This is a genomic window from Amycolatopsis sp. NPDC000009, from assembly GCF_055563465.1.
Genome location: NZ_JBVHDI010000006.1, coordinates 347,462 through 366,035 on the forward strand (window position 1 = coordinate 347,462; position 18,574 = coordinate 366,035).

Below are 18,574 nucleotides of genomic sequence, written 5' to 3' on the forward strand. Positions count from 1 at the left end.
ACTATCTGCGTGTCGGATTCGCCCGTTGCGTGCGTGACGGTCGTTTCACTCGACCGTGGATCATGGACACCCATTGGATATTCGGATTCGTATCCGGATACAGGTCTGTATATTCGAACGCATGCCGACCTACCGCGTCCTCGTCAACGGCAAGTTCGACCACCCCGACGCCGGCACCCGCGCCCGGCTGCTCGCCGAGCTCGATCGGCATCAGACGATGGGGTTCACCGAGGACGGCCTGCTCACCTACAGCGCGCACCTCGGCGCGTTCACGTTCCGCATCACGCTGCGGGGCGAAGAGGAGCGCGAGGTGCTCGACGAGGCCGAGCTGAAGGTCATGGAGCTGCTGGACGCCAAGGGCTACCCGTACCGCGACGTCGCGGGCAAGGCCACCTGCATGGACGACATCAAGATCCGCCGCCGTCCAGGGTCCTGAGGATCTCCTCGGCCAGGAAGAGCCGAACGCGTCCTGGCGACTGGATTTCCGTCAGTACCCCCGCGTCGACCAGTTTGATCACGTTCTGGGTCGCGGCCCGATGGGTGACGCCGAGTACGTCCGCGGCCCTGTTGATCGTCATCGCTGGTATCTCGAACAGCGCGTCGACGAGTTGGGGGAGCAGGCTGGAAGTGCGGGCAGATGTCGTTCTCGTTCGATAGTCCTGCCGGAGGGAGTGCAGTGCGACGGCGCGATTGCGCGCGTCGATCGCCTGGTTTCCCAATGCCGAGAGGAAGAAATGGATCCAGCCGGTCCAATCTCCTTGGGTGCTGACCGCGAGCAGCCGGGCGTAGTACTCGTCGCGCCGTGGTTCCAAGTACGCGGACAGGTCCAGGAGCGGAGCGGGTAAGAGGCCCCATTCGACGAGGAGCAGGGCGACCAGAAGCCGGCCGACCCGGCCGTTGCCGTCGATGAAGGGGTGTATCGCTTCGAACTGGTAATGCAGGCAGGCGATGGTGATCAGCGGCGGCAGGGTGTGCTCGGCGTGCAGGTACTTCTCGAAGGCGTCGAGGCAGTCCCAGAGCAGTTCCGGTGGTGGGGGAACGTAGCTCGCCGTGTCGAGAACGCAGCCGGGTGGGCCGATCCAGTTCTGTGAACGACGGAACTCACCCGGCGTGGCGTACCCGCCACGGACTCCGGTGAGGAGAACCCGATGTGCTTCACGCAGCAGAGGAAGGCTCAGCGGCAGCCTGCGCTCGGGGTCGAGGACGTGCCCGAGCGCGGTCACGTAGTTGAGTACTTCTTCGACGTCGGAGCCTCGTTGCGAAGCGGTTGGCTGCAGCTCGAACAGCACGAGGTCGGACATGGTCGCCTCGGTCCCCTCGATCCGGCTGGAAAGCACGGCCTCGCGTCGCATCATCGAGTGGGCCAGGAATGCCGCACTCGGCAGGGTGCGGCCGATGCCCGCGAGTTCGCCGACGGCCCGGTCCGCGGCGGAAAGCGCACTCGCCAGGTCGAGGTCGAACTCGACGTCCGGAGGGAGTGGTGGTGGGACGAAGGCGTGGTAGCCGCGCTCCGAACGCACGAGATGGGCTCTCTGGCGTTCCGAAACGGCTGTGATCCGCATTGGTACTAACTTCTCCCACCGGGTCTACTGTGATACTTGAGCTTGAAAAAGTATCACAGTAGACCCGGTGTGCTACTTGGCTCTGATAGCGCTCGCAGATCTCGCAGGGATCCTCGTCGCGCCGGTGTTCCCCCAGTTCGAGCCGAAGCGGGGGGATACTCGGCGGGGGTGTCATATTCGTCACCGTTTCCGCAGGACAGCACGTCAACAGGCCTCAGCGGCTAGCCACTACGCTGGGAGCAACCCCGAACGGTGTCAAAGAGAGCGGAGCCGACGTGTCTGTGTCTTCACCTGCCCCAGGTGGTGCCATCGAGGACCTGCGCGCGTCCGTGGGACTCCAGATCGCCGACGAGCAGCTCCTGCGCACCCTCGCGACCGGTCTCGCCCATGTCGAGACCCTGCTCCGCGAGGTCGTCCGCAGTGACGTCAAGGCCGTCGAGGATGCCGCTTCGCACCTGGTCGAGGCGGGTGGCAAACGTTTCCGTCCGCTGTTCACGCTGCTGGCCTCGCAGTTCGGGCCGAAGCAGGGCGACCAGGTGGTCATCGCCGCGGCGGCGGTCGAGCTGGTGCACCTCGCGACGCTGTACCACGACGACGTGATGGACGAGGCGACGATGCGCCGCGGCGCGGAGAGCGTCAACGCCCGCTGGGACAACACCATCGCCATCCTCACCGGCGACTTCCTGTTCGCGCACGCTTCGCGGCTGGTCGCCGACCTCGGCACCGACGCGGCCCGGATCATCGCGGAGACCTTCGGCGAGCTCGTCACCGGCCAGATGCGTGAGACGGTCGGCCCGGCCGAGGGCGACGACGCGGTCGAGCACTACCTCACGGTCATCGCGCAGAAGACCGGCTCGTTGATCGCCACCTCGGGCCGGTTCGGCGGGATGATGTCCGGCGCGCCCGACGAGTACATCGACGCGCTTCGCCGCTTCGGCGACATCATCGGGACGGCGTTCCAGATCTCCGACGACGTCATCGACATCGCGTCCGCCTCGGACGAGCTCGGCAAGGCACAGGGAACGGACCTGCGCGAAGGCGTCCGCACGCTTCCGATGCTGTACGCGCTGGCCGACCCGGCCACCGACCCGCGCCTGGTGGAGCTGCTGTCGGGCCCGATCTCCGACGACGCGCTCGTCGCCGAGGCCCTGGACCTGCTGCGTGCCTCGTCCGGACTCGAACGCGCACGCGAAACTCTTTCCGACTACGCTCGTCGGGCGCGTGCCGAGCTCGCGGCGCTGCCCGCGTCGCCCGCCCGGGACGCCTGCGAATCGGTCGCCGACTACCTGGTCGCACGAACGCATTGACAAAGGGCAGGTTAGATGTCCATTTTCGGACAGGTTTGGCTGTGGAGTCTGCTGGCGTTCGTCGTCGGCGCGCTGCTCACCTGGCTGGTGCTGGTGCTCCCGGCGCGCAAGCGCATCCGTGAGCTGGAAAGCTCGCTGGCCACCGCGCACGCCGAGACGTCGAGGCTGCCCGCCGGGGTGAGCCTCGGTGCGGGGGCGGCGGCCGTCGCCGGCGGGACCGCGTACCTCGCGAGGCCGTCGCAGGACGAGCTGGACGAGGAGTTCGCGGCCGTCGAGGAGCCGAAGCCCGCGTACCCCGAGACGCTCACCGAGCAGGAACCCGCGCAGCAGTGGACCGAGCCTGCCGAGGAGCCCGCCAGGGACGAGCACGAGGACGTCCACGAAGACGTCCATGAAGACACTGCCGAGGAGCCGGAGCACTCCGCGACGCAGATCTTCGAGCCCGAAGAAGAGTACGAGGCCGAGTACCGCACCGCGCCCCAGCCGGACCCGGAGCCCGAGCCGGATCAGGAGCACCCGGCCGAGCGGACGCAGTACATCCCGGCGGCGTTGCCGGAGCCGGAACCCGAGCCCGAGCCCGAGCCGCAGCCCGAGAACCCGTACGTCGCCGCGGCGACCGACTACCTCCAGCCCGCCTCGAAGCTGGACGTCGAGCCCGAGCCGGAACCCGAGCCGCAGCCGTCCTTGCCGGGCGAGGGGCCGTACCGCTCCCGCCTGGAGATGCAGCTGGACCCCGAAGGCGCCGAGACGCAGCCGGAGCCGGTTTCGCTGTTCAGCCCCGCGTCGCGCGTGGAGACCGAGCAGGCCCCCGTCGAGACCAACTGGTTCGAGCGGGAGGAGGAGCTGCACGAGACGCCCGCGTACGCCTTCGGTTCCGACGAAGAAGCGAAGGCCGGCCTCCTCGACTCGGAGCCCGAGACGCCCGCCGAAGCCACTCAGGTGCTGCCCAAGCGCACGCCGAGGGGTGCGGTGCGCGGTGGTTTCGAGCCGCCGCAGCCGATCCAGCCGTCGATGCGGGCGATCGAACGTCGTGAGCCGGAGTTGTCCGGTGGGCAGAGCGGTTCGCTGTTCGAGCCCGCCGTCCAGCCCGGCGACGCGATGCCCGCTCCGGAGCCTCCGCCCGCGCGGCAGGTCGCCCCGGTGGCGGAATCCGTTCCGCCCGGTCCGTTCGGTCCCGGTTCGGCGATGCCGCGGCCGGGCGGTGGCGCTCCCGCCGACGACTTCGCGGTCAAGGCCAGCGTGACCGCCTTGCGGTACTGCACGGAGGACTCGCCGCAGTTCCCGAAGATGGTCGCTGAGGTCTGGTTCCGTTCGGCCGCCGACGCGGAGCGTGTGGGCTTCCGTCCCCTCACCTGAAGTACATGAAGGCCCCCTTCCTTGCGCCTGGCGCAAGGAAGGGGGCCTTCATGTACTTGTCGCTAGCTGACGACGGTCCAGGTGTCCTTGCCGCGCAAAAGGCCCTGCAGGTCGGGCTTGCGGGCGGCCTGGGCCTCCGCGACCTGGGCGCGCGCCTGGTCGTCGTAGGTGGGCCGCTCGACCTGCCGCAGGATGCCGGTCGGGACGTGGTTCAGGTTCTGGTCGCCGATCCGCGAAAGCGCGAAGGCGTACGACGTGTCCTCGATCGCCGGGTCGTGCACGACGAGGTTCTCTTCGCCGATGTTCGCGACCTTCCCGACCTCCAGGCCGGCCCAGCCGCTCCGCGTGACGCCGTATTCGCCCTGCGGCCCGAACTTGATCGGCTCGCCCGCCTTCAGCGGGATGAGCCGGGTCGCGGCCTCGTCCTTGTCCTTGAGGACGTCGAAGGCGCCGTCGTTGAAGATCGGGCAATTCTGGTAGATCTCCACCAGCGCCGACCCGCGGTGCTTCGCGGCGGCCTCCAGCACCTCGGTCAGGCCCTTGCGGTCCGAGTCGAGCGCGCGGCCCACGAACGACGCTTCGGCGCCGATCGCCAGCGAAAGCGGGTTGAACGGGGTGTCGACCGAGCCCATCGGGGTGGACTTCGTGACCATGCCCGGCCCGGACGTCGGCGAGTACTGGCCCTTGGTGAGGCCGTAGATCCGGTTGTTGAACAGCAGGATCTTGATGTTCACGTTGCGGCGCAACGCGTGGATCAGGTGGTTGCCGCCGATGGACAGCGCGTCGCCGTCACCGGTGACGACCCACACCGACAGATCCGGCCGCGCGGTCGCGAGCCCGGTGGCGATCGACGGCGCCCGGCCGTGGATCGAGTGCATGCCGTAGGTGTTCAGGTAGTACGGGAACCGGGACGAGCACCCGATACCCGAGATGAACACGATGTTCTCGCGTTTGAGGCCGAGCGTCGGCAGGAACGACTGCACGGCGTTGAGCACGACGTAGTCCCCGCAGCCGGGACACCAGCGGACCTCCTGGTCCGACTTGTAGTCCTTGGCCTTCTGCGGTTCGGTCTCGGTCGGCACAAGGTCCAGGCCGCCGAGGGTGGGGATCCCCAGATCGATCGCGGTCACTTCGTCCCCTCCGTACTGGTGATGATCTCCGTGAAGACGCCTTGCAGCTCTTCGGCCTTGAAGGGCAGCCCGGCGACCTTCGTGTACGACTTCACGTCGACGAGGTACTTGGCCCTCAGGAGCATCGAAAGCTGTCCGAGGTTCATTTCGGGGACGACGACGGTGTCGTACGAACGGAGTACGTCGCCGAGGTTGCCCGGGAACGGGTTGAGATGGCGCAGATGCGCCTGCGCGATGGGCATGCCGTCCTTTCGGACGCGGCGGCACGCGGCGCCGATGGGGCCGTAAGAGGAGCCCCAGCCGAGCGCCAGCACCCGTGCCTTGCCGCCGCTCGGATCGTCGACGACGAGGTCTCCGACGTCGATCCCGTCGATCTTGGCCTGGCGCAGCCGGACCATCTTGTCGTGGTTGTCCGGGTCGTAGGAGATGTGGCCGGTCTTGTCGGCCTTCTCCAGCCCGCCGATACGGTGCTGGAGGCCGGCGGCGCCCGGCAGCGCCCACTCGCGGGCAAGGGTCTCGGGGTCGCGTACATACGGCCAGAATTCCCCGGAACCGTCCTCGGCATTCGGCTCGGTGGCGAAATCCACGCGCAGATCCGGCAGATCCTCGACGTCCGGGATCAGCCACGGCTCGGAGCCGTTCGCGATCGCGCCGTCCGAGAGCAGGAACACCGGGGTGCGGTACTTCAGCGCGATCCGGGTGGCCTCCAGCGCCGCGTCGAAGCAGTCCGCGGGGGACAGCGGCGCGACGATCGGCACCGGGGATTCGCCGTTGCGGCCGAACATGGCCTGCAGCAGGTCGGCCTGCTCGGTCTTGGTCGGCAGGCCGGTCGACGGGCCGCCGCGCTGGACGTCGACGACGACCAGCGGCAGCTCGGTCATCACCGCGAGACCGATGGCTTCGGACTTCAGCGCGACACCGGGCCCGGACGTCGAGGTGACGCCCAGCGCGCCGCCGTACGAGGCGCCGAGCGCGGCACCGATCCCGGCGATCTCGTCCTCGGCCTGGAAGGTGAGGATGCCGTAGTTCTTGTGCTTGGACAGCTCGTGGAGGATGTCCGACGCCGGGGTGATCGGGTACGTGCCGAGCAGGATCTGCAGGCCGGACTGCTGCCCGGCGGCGACCAGCCCGTACGCCAGCGCGGTGTTCCCGGTGATCTGGCGGTACGTGCCCTGGTTCAGCTTCGCGGGCGCGACCTCGTACGTCGTCGCGAACGACTCCGTCGTCTCGCCGTAGTTCCAGCCCGCGCGGAAGGCCAGGATGTTGGCCTCGGCGATGTCGGCCTTCTTGGCGAACTTCTCGCGCAGGAACCGCTCCGTGCCCTCGGTCGGCCGGTGGTACATCCACGAGAGCAGCCCGAGGGCGAACATGTTCTTCGCGCGTTCGGCGTCCTTTTTGGACAGACCGGTCTCTTCGAGCGCGCCCCTGGTCAGCGTCGACATGGCCACCCGGTGGACCTGATAGGCCGAAAGTGTGTCGTCGTCGAGGGGGTCGTTGTCGTACCCGACCTTGACCAGGTTCCGCTTCGAGAACTCGTCGGTGTTGAGGATGATCGTCCCGCCCGCCGGGACGTCGGCGACGTTCGCCTTCAGCGCGGCGGGGTTCATGGCGACCAGGACGTCCGGCCGGTCGCCCGGCGTGAGGATGTCGTAGTCGGCGAAGTGCACCTGGAAGCTCGAGACGCCGGGGATGGTGCCCTGCGGCGCGCGGATCTCCGCGGGGAAGTTCGGCATGGTCGACAGGTCGTTGCCGAAGGCGGCCGCTTCGGAGGTGAACCGGTCGCCCGTCAGCTGCATGCCGTCACCGGAGTCACCGGCGAACCGGATGACCACCCGGTCCAGCTTGGCGACCTCGGTGGGCCTGACGGCCGACAAGGAGCCGTTGCCGTTCGCACTCGTGCTCATAGGTCAGGGATTCCCTCTCTCCCGACGTGCGTCGTCCCCGGCCGTGCCGGAGATCGGCGTGCCTCGCCCGGCGATGTCGGCCAGGTCACAGGTGCCATGTCCCGAGGTTAGTCCTCGGAACACTTTCCAGGTTGCCGTAAAAACGGTCTGGACCTACTCCTCGAGTGTCCTGAGCTCGCCGCTGAGCGGGGATTATCCGGTTTATCTGTTACCGATGGTAACGGTCGGCGATGCGGCCCGATTGTGAGCCGTATCTCCTTCCAGCGTAGTGAAGTCCGGTCGAGGAACGGTCATTGGCCGGTCATCGAGGCGCGCAGCTTGGCCAGCCGCTCGGTGAACGCGGGTGCGGTGAGTGACGCCAGCTGCGGCTCGATCTCGGCGTCGACGGCGGCCGAATGGTCGGTCAGTCCCGCGGTGTGCCGGAGCGTGCGCTTCGTCGCCAGAAGGACGTCTCGCGGGGCCCCGACAGCGGGTTTCGCCAGTTCACGGGCCGCCTCGACCAAATCCCCCTCGGCGAGCCGGAGCGCGAGCCCGCATTCGACAGCGGCTTCGGCGCCGACGACTTCACCGAAGAGCGTCATCGCCGCGGCCTTCTGCGGGCCGACGAGCCGCTGGATCATCCACGTCATCCCGCCGCCGGGGTGGATGCCCAGATCGAGAAATCTGGCCACGAATTTCGCCTTCGGTCCCACGATGCGGACGTCCGCGGCGAGCGCGAGGTTCAGTCCGGCGCCCACGGCGGCGCCGCCGACCGCGGCGATCGTCGGCAGGGAACACCGCGCCACCGAGAGGAAGCCGTCGTAGATCGCGCGGAGCCCGTCCTCGCGGGCACTGGCGAGCGTGTCCAGGTCCGCGCCCGCGCAGAACGCCGGCGGTGCGCCGGTGATGACCACAGCGTGGACACCTTCGTCGGCTTCGGCGCGCGAAACGGCCTCGGCCAGCTGCGCGGAAAGGTCGAGCGTCAGGGCGTTGCGGGTCGCGGGCGCGTCGATGGTGAGTACGGCGACGCCGCCGTCGTGGCTGGAGTGGATCTGATCGGTCACGGGGTCGAGGGTGTCACGCTTCGGGCGTCGGCGGGCGTTCCAGCAACCGGGAAAGGACGACGGTGGACACCGTGCGGTCGACGATCTCCAGCCCGCGGAGCCGTTCCAGCGCGGTCTCCAGATGGTGGATGTCCGACGCGCGCAGATGGACGATCGCGTCGGCCGCCCCCGACACCGTGTACGCCGCCACGACCTCCGGCAACGGCTCCAGCCGGGCGCGGATCCGGGCGGGGGTGATGTTGCCGTTGCAGGTCATCTCGACGAACGCCTCGGTGCCCCAGCCCAGTGCCTCGGGGTCCACGACCGCGGTGAACCCGCGCAGGACCCCCGTTTCGAGCAGTCTGTCGACCCGTCGCTTCACGGCGGGCGCGGACAGGCCGACGACCTTGCCGATGTCGGCGTAGCTGGACCTCGCGTTGGCCATCAGGCATGAAACGATTCGCTGGTCGATGGTGTTCACACGCAATGTTTAGCAGGTATACGCGCAGCGAACAGCGATTGATTGCGGAATTAGGTAAGCCTTACCCTTCGGGTATGCCGGAACTGGAGCAGCAGCCCCGTGTACCCACGACGCGCCGCTACCTCATGTGCCCGCCGCGGTACTTCGCGGTGGACTACGTCATCAACCCATGGATGGACCCGTCGGTCGGAGTCAGCGTCGACACCGCGATGGCGCAATGGACCGAACTCCGCGACACCTATCGGCGTCTCGGCCACACCGTCGAGGAGATCGACGCCCAGCCCGGCCTGCCCGACATGGTGTTCGCCGCGAACTCCGGCACCGTCGTCGACGGCCGTGTCCTCGGCTCGCGGTTCCGCGCCCCGCAGCGCACCGCCGAGGCCGAGCACTTCCGCCGCTGGTTCGTCGAGCACGGCTACCGCGACATCACCATGCCCGAGAAGATCAACGAGGCCGAGGGCGACTTCGCGTGGACCGGCAAGGTCCTGCTCGCCGGCACCGGCTTCCGGACCGACCCGGCCGCGCACGCCGAAGCGCAGGAGGTCCTCGGTGTCCCGGTCGTCTCGCTGCGGCTGATCGACCCGAAGTACTACCACCTCGACACCGCGCTGTTCGTGCTCGCCGAGGCCACCGACGCCACGCCGGCCCAGATCGCCTACTACCCGGAGGCCTTCTCGGCCGGGTCGCGGAAGGTGCTGGAGCGGATGTTCCCCGACGCGGTAATCGCGGACCGGGCCGACGCGGAGTGCTTCGGCCTGAACGGGGTGTCCGACGGCCGCAACGTCGTCCTGCCGGTCGAGGCGACCGGTTTGGCGTCGCGGCTGACCGAACGCGGTTACGAGGTCGTCTTCCTGGACATTTCCGAGCTCCGGAAGGCGGGCGGCGGCCCGAAGTGCTGCACCCTGGAGATCCGCAAGTAATCCATTGGTGGACACCTTGCGGGATCATGTAACTACTCCGTTCGCCAACTCGATTAATCGGGAAACAGACTCGGTCCCGAATGAGGCGCGGATGGTGATCCTGGCGATCGGCGGCGTGGGCAAACCCGTGCGCGCGCTGGATCCTGGCGAGAACGAATCCTGGGTGACCGTCGAACAGTTCGAGCGGGTGCTCGACACGGTGGCCGGCCGTGAAGACGTCGGCCTCACCTTCGACGACGGCAACGCCTCGGACGTCGAGATCGCGCTCCCGAGACTGGTGGAGCGCGATCTCACGGCCGAGTTCTTCCCGTTGGCCGGCCGGATCGGGCAACGGGGTTTCCTCGACGCCGACGGCCTTCGCGAGCTGGTCGACGCGGGGATGTCGATCGGTTCGCACGGCTGGGAGCACCGTGACTGGCGGCGGCTCGACGCCCGGAACGCCCGGCGTGAACTGGAAACCGCGCCGAAACTGCTCGCGGAATTGAGCGGGGAACCCGTGCACGCGTACGCGCCGCCGTTCGGCGCCTACGACCGGCGGGTGCTCACCAGGCTCCGGCGCTCCGGCGCGACGAGGGTCTACACGACCGAAGGCGGCGCGGCTTCGCGCGACGGCTGGTTGCGGCCGCGGATCGAGGTCCCGCACGACGTCGACCAGGAGTGGATCGACGGTGTGCTCGGTGAGCGGGAGGGCCTGTACCGCCGAGCGGGACGGTTCATGTCGCGGGTCGCCAGGCTTGCCCGCATTTGACCGGTTTCTTTGTGCAGTGGGAAAATAACCCTTGAATCGAGGCCGTCGGCGACGGCATCCTGAGCACCCTCGATAAAGAAGTTTTATTAACAAAGGGGTGGTCGGTATGCGGAAACTGCTTCTGTTCTCGGCGATGGTGGTGGCCGCCGGCCTGGCTCCAGCGGCGACGGCCGCGGCCGCCCCTTCGGCCCCGACCGCCCAGCAGTTGCTGGCGAAGACCACCAGCTGCAAGCAGGTGTCGAACGGCAAGTACAAGACCGACGACGAAACCGGCCGGACCATCGCGGTCTGCGACGCGGGGAGCGCCGTGTTCTGGAAGGCCGACCTGGACATCGACTGCGACGGGCAGCCGACCGCGCGCTGCAACAAGAACACCGACCCGTGGTTCCAGGACGGTACCGCGTACCCGCGCTCCGACGGCAAGGCGCTGATCGCCGACCAGACACCCTACGTCGTCGTGCCGAGCATCAGCAGCACGTGGAACTTCGAGAAGGCAGGCCTCAAGGGCGCCGGTTCGTGCGCGGTGATCTACAACGACAAGGTGCTCTACACCGTCATCGGTGACACCGGTCCGAAGGACATCATCGGCGAAGCGTCTTACGCGGCCGCGAAGGCGCTGGGCATCAACCCGGACCCGAAGAACGGCGGCGTCGACTCGGGCGTCACGTACATCTGCTTCAAGAACTCGAAGGTGTCGCCGATCGAAGACCACGGGAAGTCGACGTCCGTGGGGCAGGGCCTGGCGGCGAAGTTCGTTCAGTGAGGGTCAGTAGGCGGTGATGTTCCAGGTCCGTGAAGGACTCCTTGAGGGACCCAGAGTCCCTCAAGGAGTCCTTCACGGACAAACCCGGTCTCCCAGGCGTCAGCGCGGCTCCAGTTGCACCCACCACTCCGAGCCGTACGGCGGGGCGACGTGCTGGATGGTCGAGTCGTGGACCGCCTTCCAGGGGCCGACGGCACGGAACTCGTACTCGCCGGCGGCGACATGGGGGAAGGTCACGAATCCCTTGGCGTCGGTCTTGGCGAGCGAAACCAGCCTGTGGTCCTTTGTGGACAACGTGACGGTGGTGTTCGGCAGGCCTTCGCCATCGTCCGGCTGGTAGTTGCGGTTCTTGTCGACCCAGGCCAGCCCTCGGGAATCGGCGCGCTTGCCGGGTACGGCGGCCTCCGCCGACGCCCACGGGCCGCGCAGGTAGGTCTTGCCGTTGAAGCCGCAGTCGAGGACGGTCTTGCCGAAGTATTGCGCCTTCTCCGGCACCTGGCCGGTCAGGGTGAGGGTCAGTCGCTCTCCCGCGGCCAGCGTGCCCGCCTGTGCGGGACCGAAGGCACCCCACTGCTCCTGCGGGATCTTCAGGTCGATATCAGTGCCGCGCGGGTCTCCGCACGTCGCGTAGAGGCCGGAAAGCGGGGACGCGCCGCTGTTCGTGAGAGTGACCGTCACCTTGGCCGTCTCGCCGGGCGCATAGCGCGCCTTGTCGAAGGCGATCTTCGCCTGAAGGTCCTTCTCGAGCGGCTGCCTGCCTTGGACGCTCTGGTTCTGATACTTGCCGCTGCCGTCCAAGCGCATGACGTCGCCCTCCGGGAACAGCCAGCCGTCAGGGTCGTCCCTGAAGTACAACACCCGGATGGCGCCGACCGGGACGGCGTCGAAGGAGAACCGGCCGGCGGCGTCCGTGAGCACCGACAGTTCCGTTGGAATGCCGGGGCCGCCAACCAGGGCCTTGAGCCCCGCCAGTTCCTCGCCGGGGGTGAGCTGACCGTCGCGGTTCTTGTCTCCGTAGACCTGCCCGGCGACGCGTTCGGTGGTCTCGGGTGGGATCACGTTCACCGGGACGTCGACCGAGTTGTCCCCGAAGTCGGTGTCGGCCGGGGTCGCCACGTCGAGTCTCACCACGGGATTGCCCGCTTCGGCACCCCAGATCCGACCGGTCAGGCGGTAGGTGCGGCTTTCGCCCGCCTGGAAGGTCGCTCCGGGTCCGTCGTGGCTCAGCTCTCCCCAGGTGTTCGGGTCGAAGCCGTAGTAGGGGCCGGAGTAGGTACTTCCCTGCGCCTTGACCTCGGTCGCCGTGGCGTCGCCGATGTTGGTGATCGTCAGGTCGATCGGAATCGTGTCGTCCCTCAGCCAGCGCCCGTCCGGCACGGTCGCCGTGACCTTGAGGTTCGGACCGGGATCGGCATACGCGGGCACCGCGGACAGCGTGCCGGCGAGGGTGAAGGCCAAGGTCAGTGCGCCGACGGCGCGAAACGATCTTCTGGACAAGGTTCTACGCATCTGCTCCCCAGGTGTTCGTCGTTGACGAAATCAACCTAGAAGTGCCGTCGACGGCTTGACCAGTACGGAACATTCCGGAGTCGCCGGGAGGCAACCGCGAGATCGTTTCGCGCGTGTACAGCGGATCGAGACGAAACCCTTACGCGACCCTTGTAGCGTTTCGCGCCCTTCGGACGATGAGTAATTCCCTTGCCGCACAGGCATTCCGCCAAAAGCAGGCGACTTCAGGGCAGCGGTAACGAACCCGGCCCCCCGGCCGACCAACGGGCAGCGGAACGCGGCTGGAGGAATTCGTCATGAAGATCAGCGTCTTCGGGCTCGGTTACGTCGGTTGCGTGTCGGCGGCGTGCCTCGCCGGGCGTGGGCACGAGGTCGTCGGGGTCGACGTGAACCCGGTGAAGATCGAACTCGTCTCCAGCGGCAAGGCGCCGGTGGTCGAGGAGCGGATCGGGGAACTGACCGCGGAAGTGGTCGCCGCGGGCAAGCTGAGAGCCACGACCGACGTAAGACAGGCGATCGCGGACAGCGAAGTCTCCCTGATCTGCGTCGGGACCCCGTCGGCGCCGAACGGCAGCCTGTCGACCGCGTTCCTGGAGCGCGTCGCCGAGGAAATCGGCGAAGCACTCAAGACCAAGACCGAACGCCACACCGTCGTCTTCCGCAGCACCATGCTCCCCGGCACCTGCCTGGATCTGCTCGTCCCCATCCTCGAGAAGTCGTCCGGCCGCACCGCGGGCGTCGACTTCGGGGTCGCGGTGAACCCCGAGTTCCTGCGCGAGGGCAGCAGCGTCAAGGACTTCTTCGACCCGCCCAAGACCGTCATCGGCGAGCTCGACGCGGCCAGCGGCGACGTCGTCGCGGCGCTTTACGAAGGCCTTCCCGGCGAGGTCTTCCGCGTCGCGATCCCGGTCGCCGAGATGACGAAGTACGCCGACAACTCCTTCCACGGCCTCAAGATCGGCTTCGCGAACGAGCTCGGCGCCATCTGCCGCGCGCTGGGGCTCGACTCGCATCAGGTGATCGACGTCTTCCTCGCCGACCGCAAGCTCAACATCAGCCCCGCCTACCTCCGCCCCGGGTTCGCCTTCGGCGGCTCGTGCCTCCCCAAGGATCTGCGCGGCCTGGTCTACGCCGCGCACCGCGCGGACGTCGCCGTCCCGATCCTGTCGCACGTGCTGCCTTCCAACGACGAACACCTCCAGCGCGCCTTCGACCTGGTCGCGCGCACCGGGAAACGCAAGGTCGGGCTGTTCGGTCTGTCGTTCAAACCCGGCACCGACGACCTGCGGGAGAGCCCACTCGTCGAACTCGCCGAGCGGCTGCTCGGCAAGGGGTACGACCTTCGCATCTACGACGCCAACGTCAGCCTTTCGCGGCTGATGGGCGCGAACCGCGAGTACATCGAGGGCAGGTTGCCGCATCTCGGCCAGCTGCTCGCCGGCTCCGTCGGCGAGGTCGTCGACCACGCCGAGGTCTGCCTCGTCGGCTGCACCGATCCGGAGGTCCTCGCGGCGCTCCCGGCCGGCGGCGGCCACACCATCATCGATCTCGTCCGCGTACCCGACGCCGACCGGCGCCGGTCTGAAGAGGGATATGTCGGTCTTGCCTGGTAAAGCTCTCATCCTCGTCGAGAACCTGTCCGTCCCCTTCGATCGCCGTGTCTGGCAGGAGTGCCAGACCCTTCGCGACGCCGGCTGGGAAGTCCACGTCATCTGTCCACAAGGGACGAAGCGGGACACCGAAGCCGAAGTCACCATCGACGGCGTCCACATCCTGCGGTACCCGCTGAAGGCCGCCACCGGTGGCCCGGCCGGGTACGTCCAGGAGTACGGCTCCGCGCTGTGGCACACGCTGCGCCTCGCCCGCAAGGTCGGCCGGGTGGACGTCGTGCACGCCTGCAACCCGCCGGACCTGCTGTTCCTGGTCGCGCTGTACCTCAAGCGCCAGGGCGCGAAGTTCATCTTCGACCAGCACGACCTCTGCCCCGAGCTGTACCTCTCGCGTTTCGACCGCGACGAGGACTTCCTGTACCGCGCGGTCCGCGCGCTGGAGCGCCGCACGTACAAGACAGCCGACGTCGTCATCGCCACCAACGAGAGCTACAAGGACGTCGCCGTGAAGCGCGGCGGCAAGTCGCCGGACGACGTCTTCGTCGTGCGCAGCGCGCCGGTGGTCGAGCGGTTCCATCAGGTCCCGGTCGAGCCCGAGCTGAAGCAGGGCAAGCCGCATCTGCTGGCGTACCTCGGCGTGATGGGTCCGCAGGACGGCGTCGACTACGCCTTGCGCGCGCTTGCTTCGCTGCGTGACGAGGTCGGCCGCGATGACTGGCACGCCGTGTTCATCGGTTCCGGCGACGCTTTCGACGCCATGGTGGCGTTGTCCAAGGAGCTGAAGCTCGACGACCAGGTCGAGTTCACCGGCCGGATCTCCGACGAAGACCTGCTGCGCTACCTGTCCGCGGCCGACGTCTGCCTTTCGCCGGATCCCTTGAACCCGCTCAACGATGTGTCGACCATGAACAAGATCATGGAGTACATGGCGATGAGCCGTCCGATCGTTTCCTTCGAGCTGCGGGAGGCCAGGGTTTCGGCCGGGGAGGCCGCCCTTTACGCCCCGGCGAACGACGAGCCGGAGTTCGCCAAGCTGATCGCGCATCTGCTCGATTCGCCGGACCAGCGGGCCGCGATGGGTGAGCTGGGACGGGCCCGCGTCGCCGGCCCTCTGTCGTGGGAGAACTCCCAGAAAGCCCTGCTCGCGGCCTATGCGGCCGCGGTCCGGTGATCGGCTTCCCGGTCGCGGTTTGAACAAGAGTCGGGCAACTCTGTAACCAACGCGGTGGCCGGTCCGACGGGATTCATGCACACCCCCACGCACCGGACGGAGATCCCGGCTTTGACTGACGACACGGTGCGCCTGTCCATGATCGGACAGGTCCTGCGCGGGAGGTGGCGGACCCTGGTGGTCCTCGCCCTCCTCGGCGCCCTGGTCGGCGCGGGATCGTCGATGATCCTTTCTCCCGGTTACCGGACGACGTCCAACGTGCTGTTGCAGGGCCCGCGTGAGGCGGACGAACTGCTGACCCAGGCCGAGGTGGCGACCAGTTCGGTGGTGCTCGACCGGGCCGCCGCCGTCCTCGGCCGCGGCAGCGGCGCCGACCTGCGTGACCGGGTGAGCACCACGGTCGCGCAGGGCAACGTCATCACCATCGCCGCGACCGACGACTCGGCCGAGCACGCGCAGCAGGTCGCCGACCAGGTCGCCCAGGAATTCGTGAAGTACTCGACGCAGGTCCTCGCCAGCACCGGTGACGCCGCGGTCAAGGTGGCGCAGGAACGCCGCGAGACCCTGCGCCAGCAGGTCGCGCAGACGAACCAGCGGATCAGCGAACTGACGCAGAAGGTCTCCGACGGGACGACCTCGGTGGAGACCGTCCAGCTGCGCACCGAGCTGGCCGCGCTGCGCTCGTCGATCGAGCAGGCGATGTCGACCCTCAACGCCACCGACACCACGAGCGGCGGCCTCGGCAGCATGGTCGTCATGGGCGCGGCCCAGCGGCCGACTTCGGCGGCGGCGCCGACCCTGCCGCAGCTCGCCCTCGGCGGCGCGGCGCTGTTCTTCGTGTTCGGCCTGCTCGGTCACCTGTTCGCCGCCCGCACCGACCGGCGGCTGCGGGACGAAGATGAGATCCGTGCGGCGCTTGGCGGCCCTGTGCTGGCCACCATCGATATCCCTGACGTCACCGACGATCCCGAAGCGAACCGGAGCCTGCGGGCGAAGCTGCTGGGCGACGACCGGCCGTGGAACATCCGGCGGATCGACGTCACCCCCGACGAGATCGACGGCGACGTCCACTACCGCCGCCTCGTGTCCCGGCTACCGCAGCGGCGGTTGCTGGTGCTGGTGGCCGAGGGTGATCACGCCGCGCGGACCGCGGCCACCAGGATCGCCGAACTCGCCGGCCGCTGGTTCACCGTCGTCACGGTGGCCCCGGCACGGCCGGTCGTGGCGGATCAGACCGCCGAAGGTGTGCTCGTCGTGCTCGGTCTGGGCACGCGGACCGCGTGGGAACTGGTCGGTGTCGCCGAGGCGTGCGCCGACGCGGGGCTGGCCGTGGTGGGAGCGGCCCTGATCCGCCCCGTCCGGCCCACCCGGCCCCCGAAGCTCGAGAAACAAGCAGGGAAAGATCGACAAGCACTGGCAGGTACTCCGTGACGACCGCCGAAAAAGAGAAGTCCGAGCCGCTCATCGATCTCCAGCGGCTCGTGGTCTCGGTCCGGCGGCGTCGTCGCCTGTGGCTGGCCACCGCGCTGGCCGGGCTGATCGCCGGTGGGCTCGTGGCGACGTTCCTGCCGTCGCCGCCCACGGCCGTGGCGAAGATCCTGGTCGTCCACGCGGACGATTCGCCCAGTGACAGCGGCACGCTGATGGAGACCGACGTCGCCGTGCTGCAGACGACGAAGATCGCCGGCGACGCGCTCAAGAAGTTGAACAGCACGCAGCCGCCCGAAGAGTTCCTCAAGGACTACGCCGGGCTCGGCGTGACGAACAACGTCCTTCAGGTGACGGTCAAGGGCAAGGACGCCGCCGACGCGGTCGCCCGCGCGCAGGCGCTTTCCGACGCCTTCATCGCCGAGTACGTCGCACGCAACCAGGCGGGCGCGGCGGCCGAGCAGAAGGCCTTGCTCGATCAGCGCAACCAGGCGCAGACCGAGCTCGCCGGCATCCAGAACGACATCGTCGCCGAAGAGGCGAAGCGGAACCCCAACCCGGCCCAGCTGGAGCGGCTGTACTCCCGCCGCGCGGAGCTGACGTCCAAGATCTCCGACTACGACGGCCGGGCACAGGAGGCGGGCATCGGCACGCCGAAGGTCGGCGCGGGGACGCAGATCGTGGACGCGCCGCGGATCGTGCCGAAGTCGCTGCTGAAATCCGCCGGCACCGCCGCCGGGATCGGCCTGGTGCTCGGTCTCCTGGCGGGTCTGGTGCTGGCCGCCATCGGCAGCGTGGTGAAGGACCGGCCGGTCCTGCGCCGGGAGATCTCCCGCCATCTCGGCGCGTCGGTGATCGCCCAGCTGCCGAAACCGCCGCGCTGGTTCCGGAAGCGCCGTGCCCTGGAGGAACGCGGACGGGTCGCGAAGACGCTGATCCGCACGATCCGTGAGGACCACGGGACGGTGTCGCTGCTCGACCTCGGCGCGCGCACCACGACGGCCGCCCTCGCCGTCGACATCGCGAACGAGCTCGCGGAGCAGGCGCCGGTCGCGCTCGTCGACGAACTGCCGAGAGCGGGCCTGCGCGCGCTTGCCGCCGGCGGCAAGTTCCGTGTCCTGGAGCGCGACGAGCCCAAGGTGCCGGGTGAACGCCGCATCGGGGTCGGCTCGATCGAGCCGGGGGCCGCCTGGACGGATCTCGATCACCTCGGCGCGGAGGCGATCCTCGTCGTGCGCGCCGGGCAGGCGAACACCGAATGGCTGCACACCGTCGCGCGCCAGCTGGCCGAGCGGCGGATCCCGATCATCGGGGTCGTGCTGGTCGACCCGGATCCGCGCGACCACACCGACGGCACCCTGTGGGACGGCCTGCACACCGCGCTGCGCGGCCGGGCCGCCGAGCCCGCGCCCGCACGCCGTCCGCAGCCGAAGCTCGATCGCACGCCGTACGCGAGGCCCGCCGGTCCGCCGCCGAAGCCGGTCGAGATGTTCCCGGACGACGAGCCCACCGTGCGGCGGCTCGCGGTGGCGCCACCCGAGCCGGCCCCGCGGCGCCCGCCGACGCCGTACAAGCGGGCCGACGGGAACGACGCCGACCAGCCGACCACCCGATTCGCACCGGTCACGCAGGACAACGCCGAAGCCTTGTAAGGGGAGCGAAA

The 18,574-nt window shown here is 68.5% G+C and carries 16 protein-coding genes; 10 read left to right on the forward strand and 6 right to left on the reverse strand.

Annotated elements, in window-relative coordinates:
* The first annotated feature begins 121 nt into the window (after positions 1-121).
* A complete protein-coding gene (locus ACZ3HL_RS19715; protein WP_465532673.1) occupies positions 122-436 on the forward strand; it encodes a DUF6204 family protein in 315 nt (104 codons plus the stop codon).
* Here the strand turns inward: ACZ3HL_RS19715 and ACZ3HL_RS19720 are convergent.
* On the reverse strand, positions 408-1,562 hold the full coding sequence (locus ACZ3HL_RS19720) for a Fic family protein (protein ID WP_465532675.1): 1,155 nt from the start codon (positions 1,560-1,562) through the stop codon (positions 408-410). The two genes, ACZ3HL_RS19715 and ACZ3HL_RS19720, sit on opposite strands and share 29 nt — an antisense overlap.
* 281 nt (positions 1,563-1,843) lie before the next feature.
* On the opposite strand from ACZ3HL_RS19720, the gene ACZ3HL_RS19725 reads away from it, so the two are divergent.
* Positions 1,844-2,869 carry a polyprenyl synthetase family protein gene (locus tag ACZ3HL_RS19725; protein WP_465532789.1) on the forward strand — a complete coding sequence of 342 codons (1,026 nt, stop codon included), beginning with the start codon at positions 1,844-1,846 and terminating at the stop codon, positions 2,867-2,869.
* A gap of 15 nt (positions 2,870-2,884) precedes the next feature.
* Complete coding sequence (locus ACZ3HL_RS19730; RefSeq protein WP_465532677.1) at positions 2,885-4,225, forward strand: sunset domain-containing protein; 1,341 nt, start codon at positions 2,885-2,887, stop codon at positions 4,223-4,225.
* A 62-nt stretch (positions 4,226-4,287) separates the two neighbouring features.
* Here the strand turns inward: ACZ3HL_RS19730 and ACZ3HL_RS19735 are convergent, their stop codons facing one another.
* The 4 genes from ACZ3HL_RS19735 to ACZ3HL_RS19750 form a co-directional block, all read right to left on the reverse strand.
* Complete coding sequence (locus ACZ3HL_RS19735; RefSeq protein WP_034310725.1) at positions 4,288-5,355, reverse strand: 2-oxoacid:ferredoxin oxidoreductase subunit beta; 1,068 nt, start codon at positions 5,353-5,355, stop codon at positions 4,288-4,290.
* Complete coding sequence (locus tag ACZ3HL_RS19740) at positions 5,352-7,259, reverse strand: 2-oxoacid:acceptor oxidoreductase subunit alpha (RefSeq protein ID WP_465415541.1); 1,908 nt, start codon at positions 7,257-7,259, stop codon at positions 5,352-5,354. Before ACZ3HL_RS19740 ends, ACZ3HL_RS19735 begins: the two co-directional genes overlap by 4 nt.
* A 290-nt stretch (positions 7,260-7,549) precedes the next feature.
* Positions 7,550-8,302, reverse strand: coding sequence for an enoyl-CoA hydratase (locus ACZ3HL_RS19745; protein ID WP_465532679.1), 753 nt, complete (start codon positions 8,300-8,302; stop codon positions 7,550-7,552).
* A gap of 13 nt (positions 8,303-8,315) precedes the next feature.
* Positions 8,316-8,762: an Lrp/AsnC family transcriptional regulator gene (locus tag ACZ3HL_RS19750; protein ID WP_005151923.1), complete on the reverse strand. Its 447-nt coding sequence runs from the start codon at positions 8,760-8,762 to the stop codon at positions 8,316-8,318.
* 74 nt (positions 8,763-8,836) lie between these two features.
* On the opposite strand from ACZ3HL_RS19750, the gene ddaH reads away from it, so the two are divergent.
* From ddaH to ACZ3HL_RS19765, 3 genes are all read left to right on the forward strand, one after another.
* Positions 8,837-9,682 (forward strand): dimethylargininase, encoded by an 846-nt coding sequence (gene ddaH, locus ACZ3HL_RS19755; protein ID WP_465415535.1) that lies wholly within the window; start codon positions 8,837-8,839, stop codon positions 9,680-9,682.
* A gap of 91 nt (positions 9,683-9,773) precedes the next feature.
* The gene (locus ACZ3HL_RS19760; protein ID WP_465532681.1) at positions 9,774-10,430 is read left to right on the forward strand and encodes a polysaccharide deacetylase family protein; all 657 of its coding nucleotides are present in this window, start codon (positions 9,774-9,776) and stop codon (positions 10,428-10,430) included.
* Positions 10,431-10,536: 106 nt separating this feature from the next.
* On the forward strand, positions 10,537-11,193 hold the full coding sequence (locus ACZ3HL_RS19765; RefSeq protein WP_465532683.1) for a glycoside hydrolase family 75 protein: 657 nt from the start codon (positions 10,537-10,539) through the stop codon (positions 11,191-11,193).
* A gap of 99 nt (positions 11,194-11,292) precedes the next feature.
* On the opposite strand, the gene ACZ3HL_RS19770 is transcribed toward ACZ3HL_RS19765, so the two are convergent.
* Positions 11,293-12,702, reverse strand: a complete 1,410-nt coding sequence (locus ACZ3HL_RS19770; protein ID WP_465532685.1) for a hypothetical protein — start codon at positions 12,700-12,702, stop codon at positions 11,293-11,295.
* 296 nt (positions 12,703-12,998) lie between these two features.
* Between ACZ3HL_RS19770 and ACZ3HL_RS19775 the strand changes: the two genes are divergently transcribed.
* From ACZ3HL_RS19775 to ACZ3HL_RS19790, 4 genes are all read left to right on the forward strand, one after another.
* Positions 12,999-14,315: a nucleotide sugar dehydrogenase gene (locus ACZ3HL_RS19775; RefSeq protein WP_465415527.1), complete on the forward strand. Its 1,317-nt coding sequence runs from the start codon at positions 12,999-13,001 to the stop codon at positions 14,313-14,315.
* A complete protein-coding gene (locus tag ACZ3HL_RS19780; RefSeq protein ID WP_465532686.1) occupies positions 14,296-15,483 on the forward strand; it encodes a glycosyltransferase family 4 protein in 1,188 nt (395 codons plus the stop codon). The genes ACZ3HL_RS19775 and ACZ3HL_RS19780 overlap by 20 nt, the downstream gene beginning before the upstream one ends.
* A 138-nt stretch (positions 15,484-15,621) precedes the next feature.
* A complete protein-coding gene (locus tag ACZ3HL_RS19785) occupies positions 15,622-16,914 on the forward strand; it encodes a YveK family protein (protein WP_465532791.1) in 1,293 nt (430 codons plus the stop codon).
* Positions 16,911-18,563, forward strand: a complete 1,653-nt coding sequence (locus ACZ3HL_RS19790) for a Wzz/FepE/Etk N-terminal domain-containing protein (protein WP_465532688.1) — start codon at positions 16,911-16,913, stop codon at positions 18,561-18,563. Before ACZ3HL_RS19785 ends, ACZ3HL_RS19790 begins: the two co-directional genes overlap by 4 nt.
* Positions 18,564-18,574: the final 11 nt, after the last annotated feature.

Bases quoted from the DNA above. Each gene is read 5' to 3' on its own strand.
- ACZ3HL_RS19715 (WP_465532673.1), top strand. From the start codon at position 122: ATGCCGACCTACCGCGTCCTCGTCAACGGCAAGTTCGACCACCCCGAC.
- ACZ3HL_RS19720 (WP_465532675.1), bottom strand. From the start codon at position 1,562: ATGCGGATCACAGCCGTTTCGGAACGCCAGAGAGCCCATCTCGTGCGT.
- ACZ3HL_RS19730 (WP_465532677.1), top strand. From the start codon at position 2,885: ATGTCCATTTTCGGACAGGTTTGGCTGTGGAGTCTGCTGGCGTTCGTC.
- ACZ3HL_RS19740 (WP_465415541.1), bottom strand. From the start codon at position 7,259: ATGAGCACGAGTGCGAACGGCAACGGCTCCTTGTCGGCCGTCAGGCCC.
- ddaH (WP_465415535.1), top strand. From the start codon at position 8,837: ATGCCGGAACTGGAGCAGCAGCCCCGTGTACCCACGACGCGCCGCTAC.
- ACZ3HL_RS19760 (WP_465532681.1), top strand. From the start codon at position 9,774: ATGGTGATCCTGGCGATCGGCGGCGTGGGCAAACCCGTGCGCGCGCTG.
- ACZ3HL_RS19765 (WP_465532683.1), top strand. From the start codon at position 10,537: ATGCGGAAACTGCTTCTGTTCTCGGCGATGGTGGTGGCCGCCGGCCTG.
- ACZ3HL_RS19770 (WP_465532685.1), bottom strand. From the start codon at position 12,702: ATGCGTAGAACCTTGTCCAGAAGATCGTTTCGCGCCGTCGGCGCACTG.
- ACZ3HL_RS19775 (WP_465415527.1), top strand. From the start codon at position 12,999: ATGAAGATCAGCGTCTTCGGGCTCGGTTACGTCGGTTGCGTGTCGGCG.
- ACZ3HL_RS19780 (WP_465532686.1), top strand. From the start codon at position 14,296: ATGTCGGTCTTGCCTGGTAAAGCTCTCATCCTCGTCGAGAACCTGTCC.
- ACZ3HL_RS19785 (WP_465532791.1), top strand. From the start codon at position 15,622: ATGATCGGACAGGTCCTGCGCGGGAGGTGGCGGACCCTGGTGGTCCTC.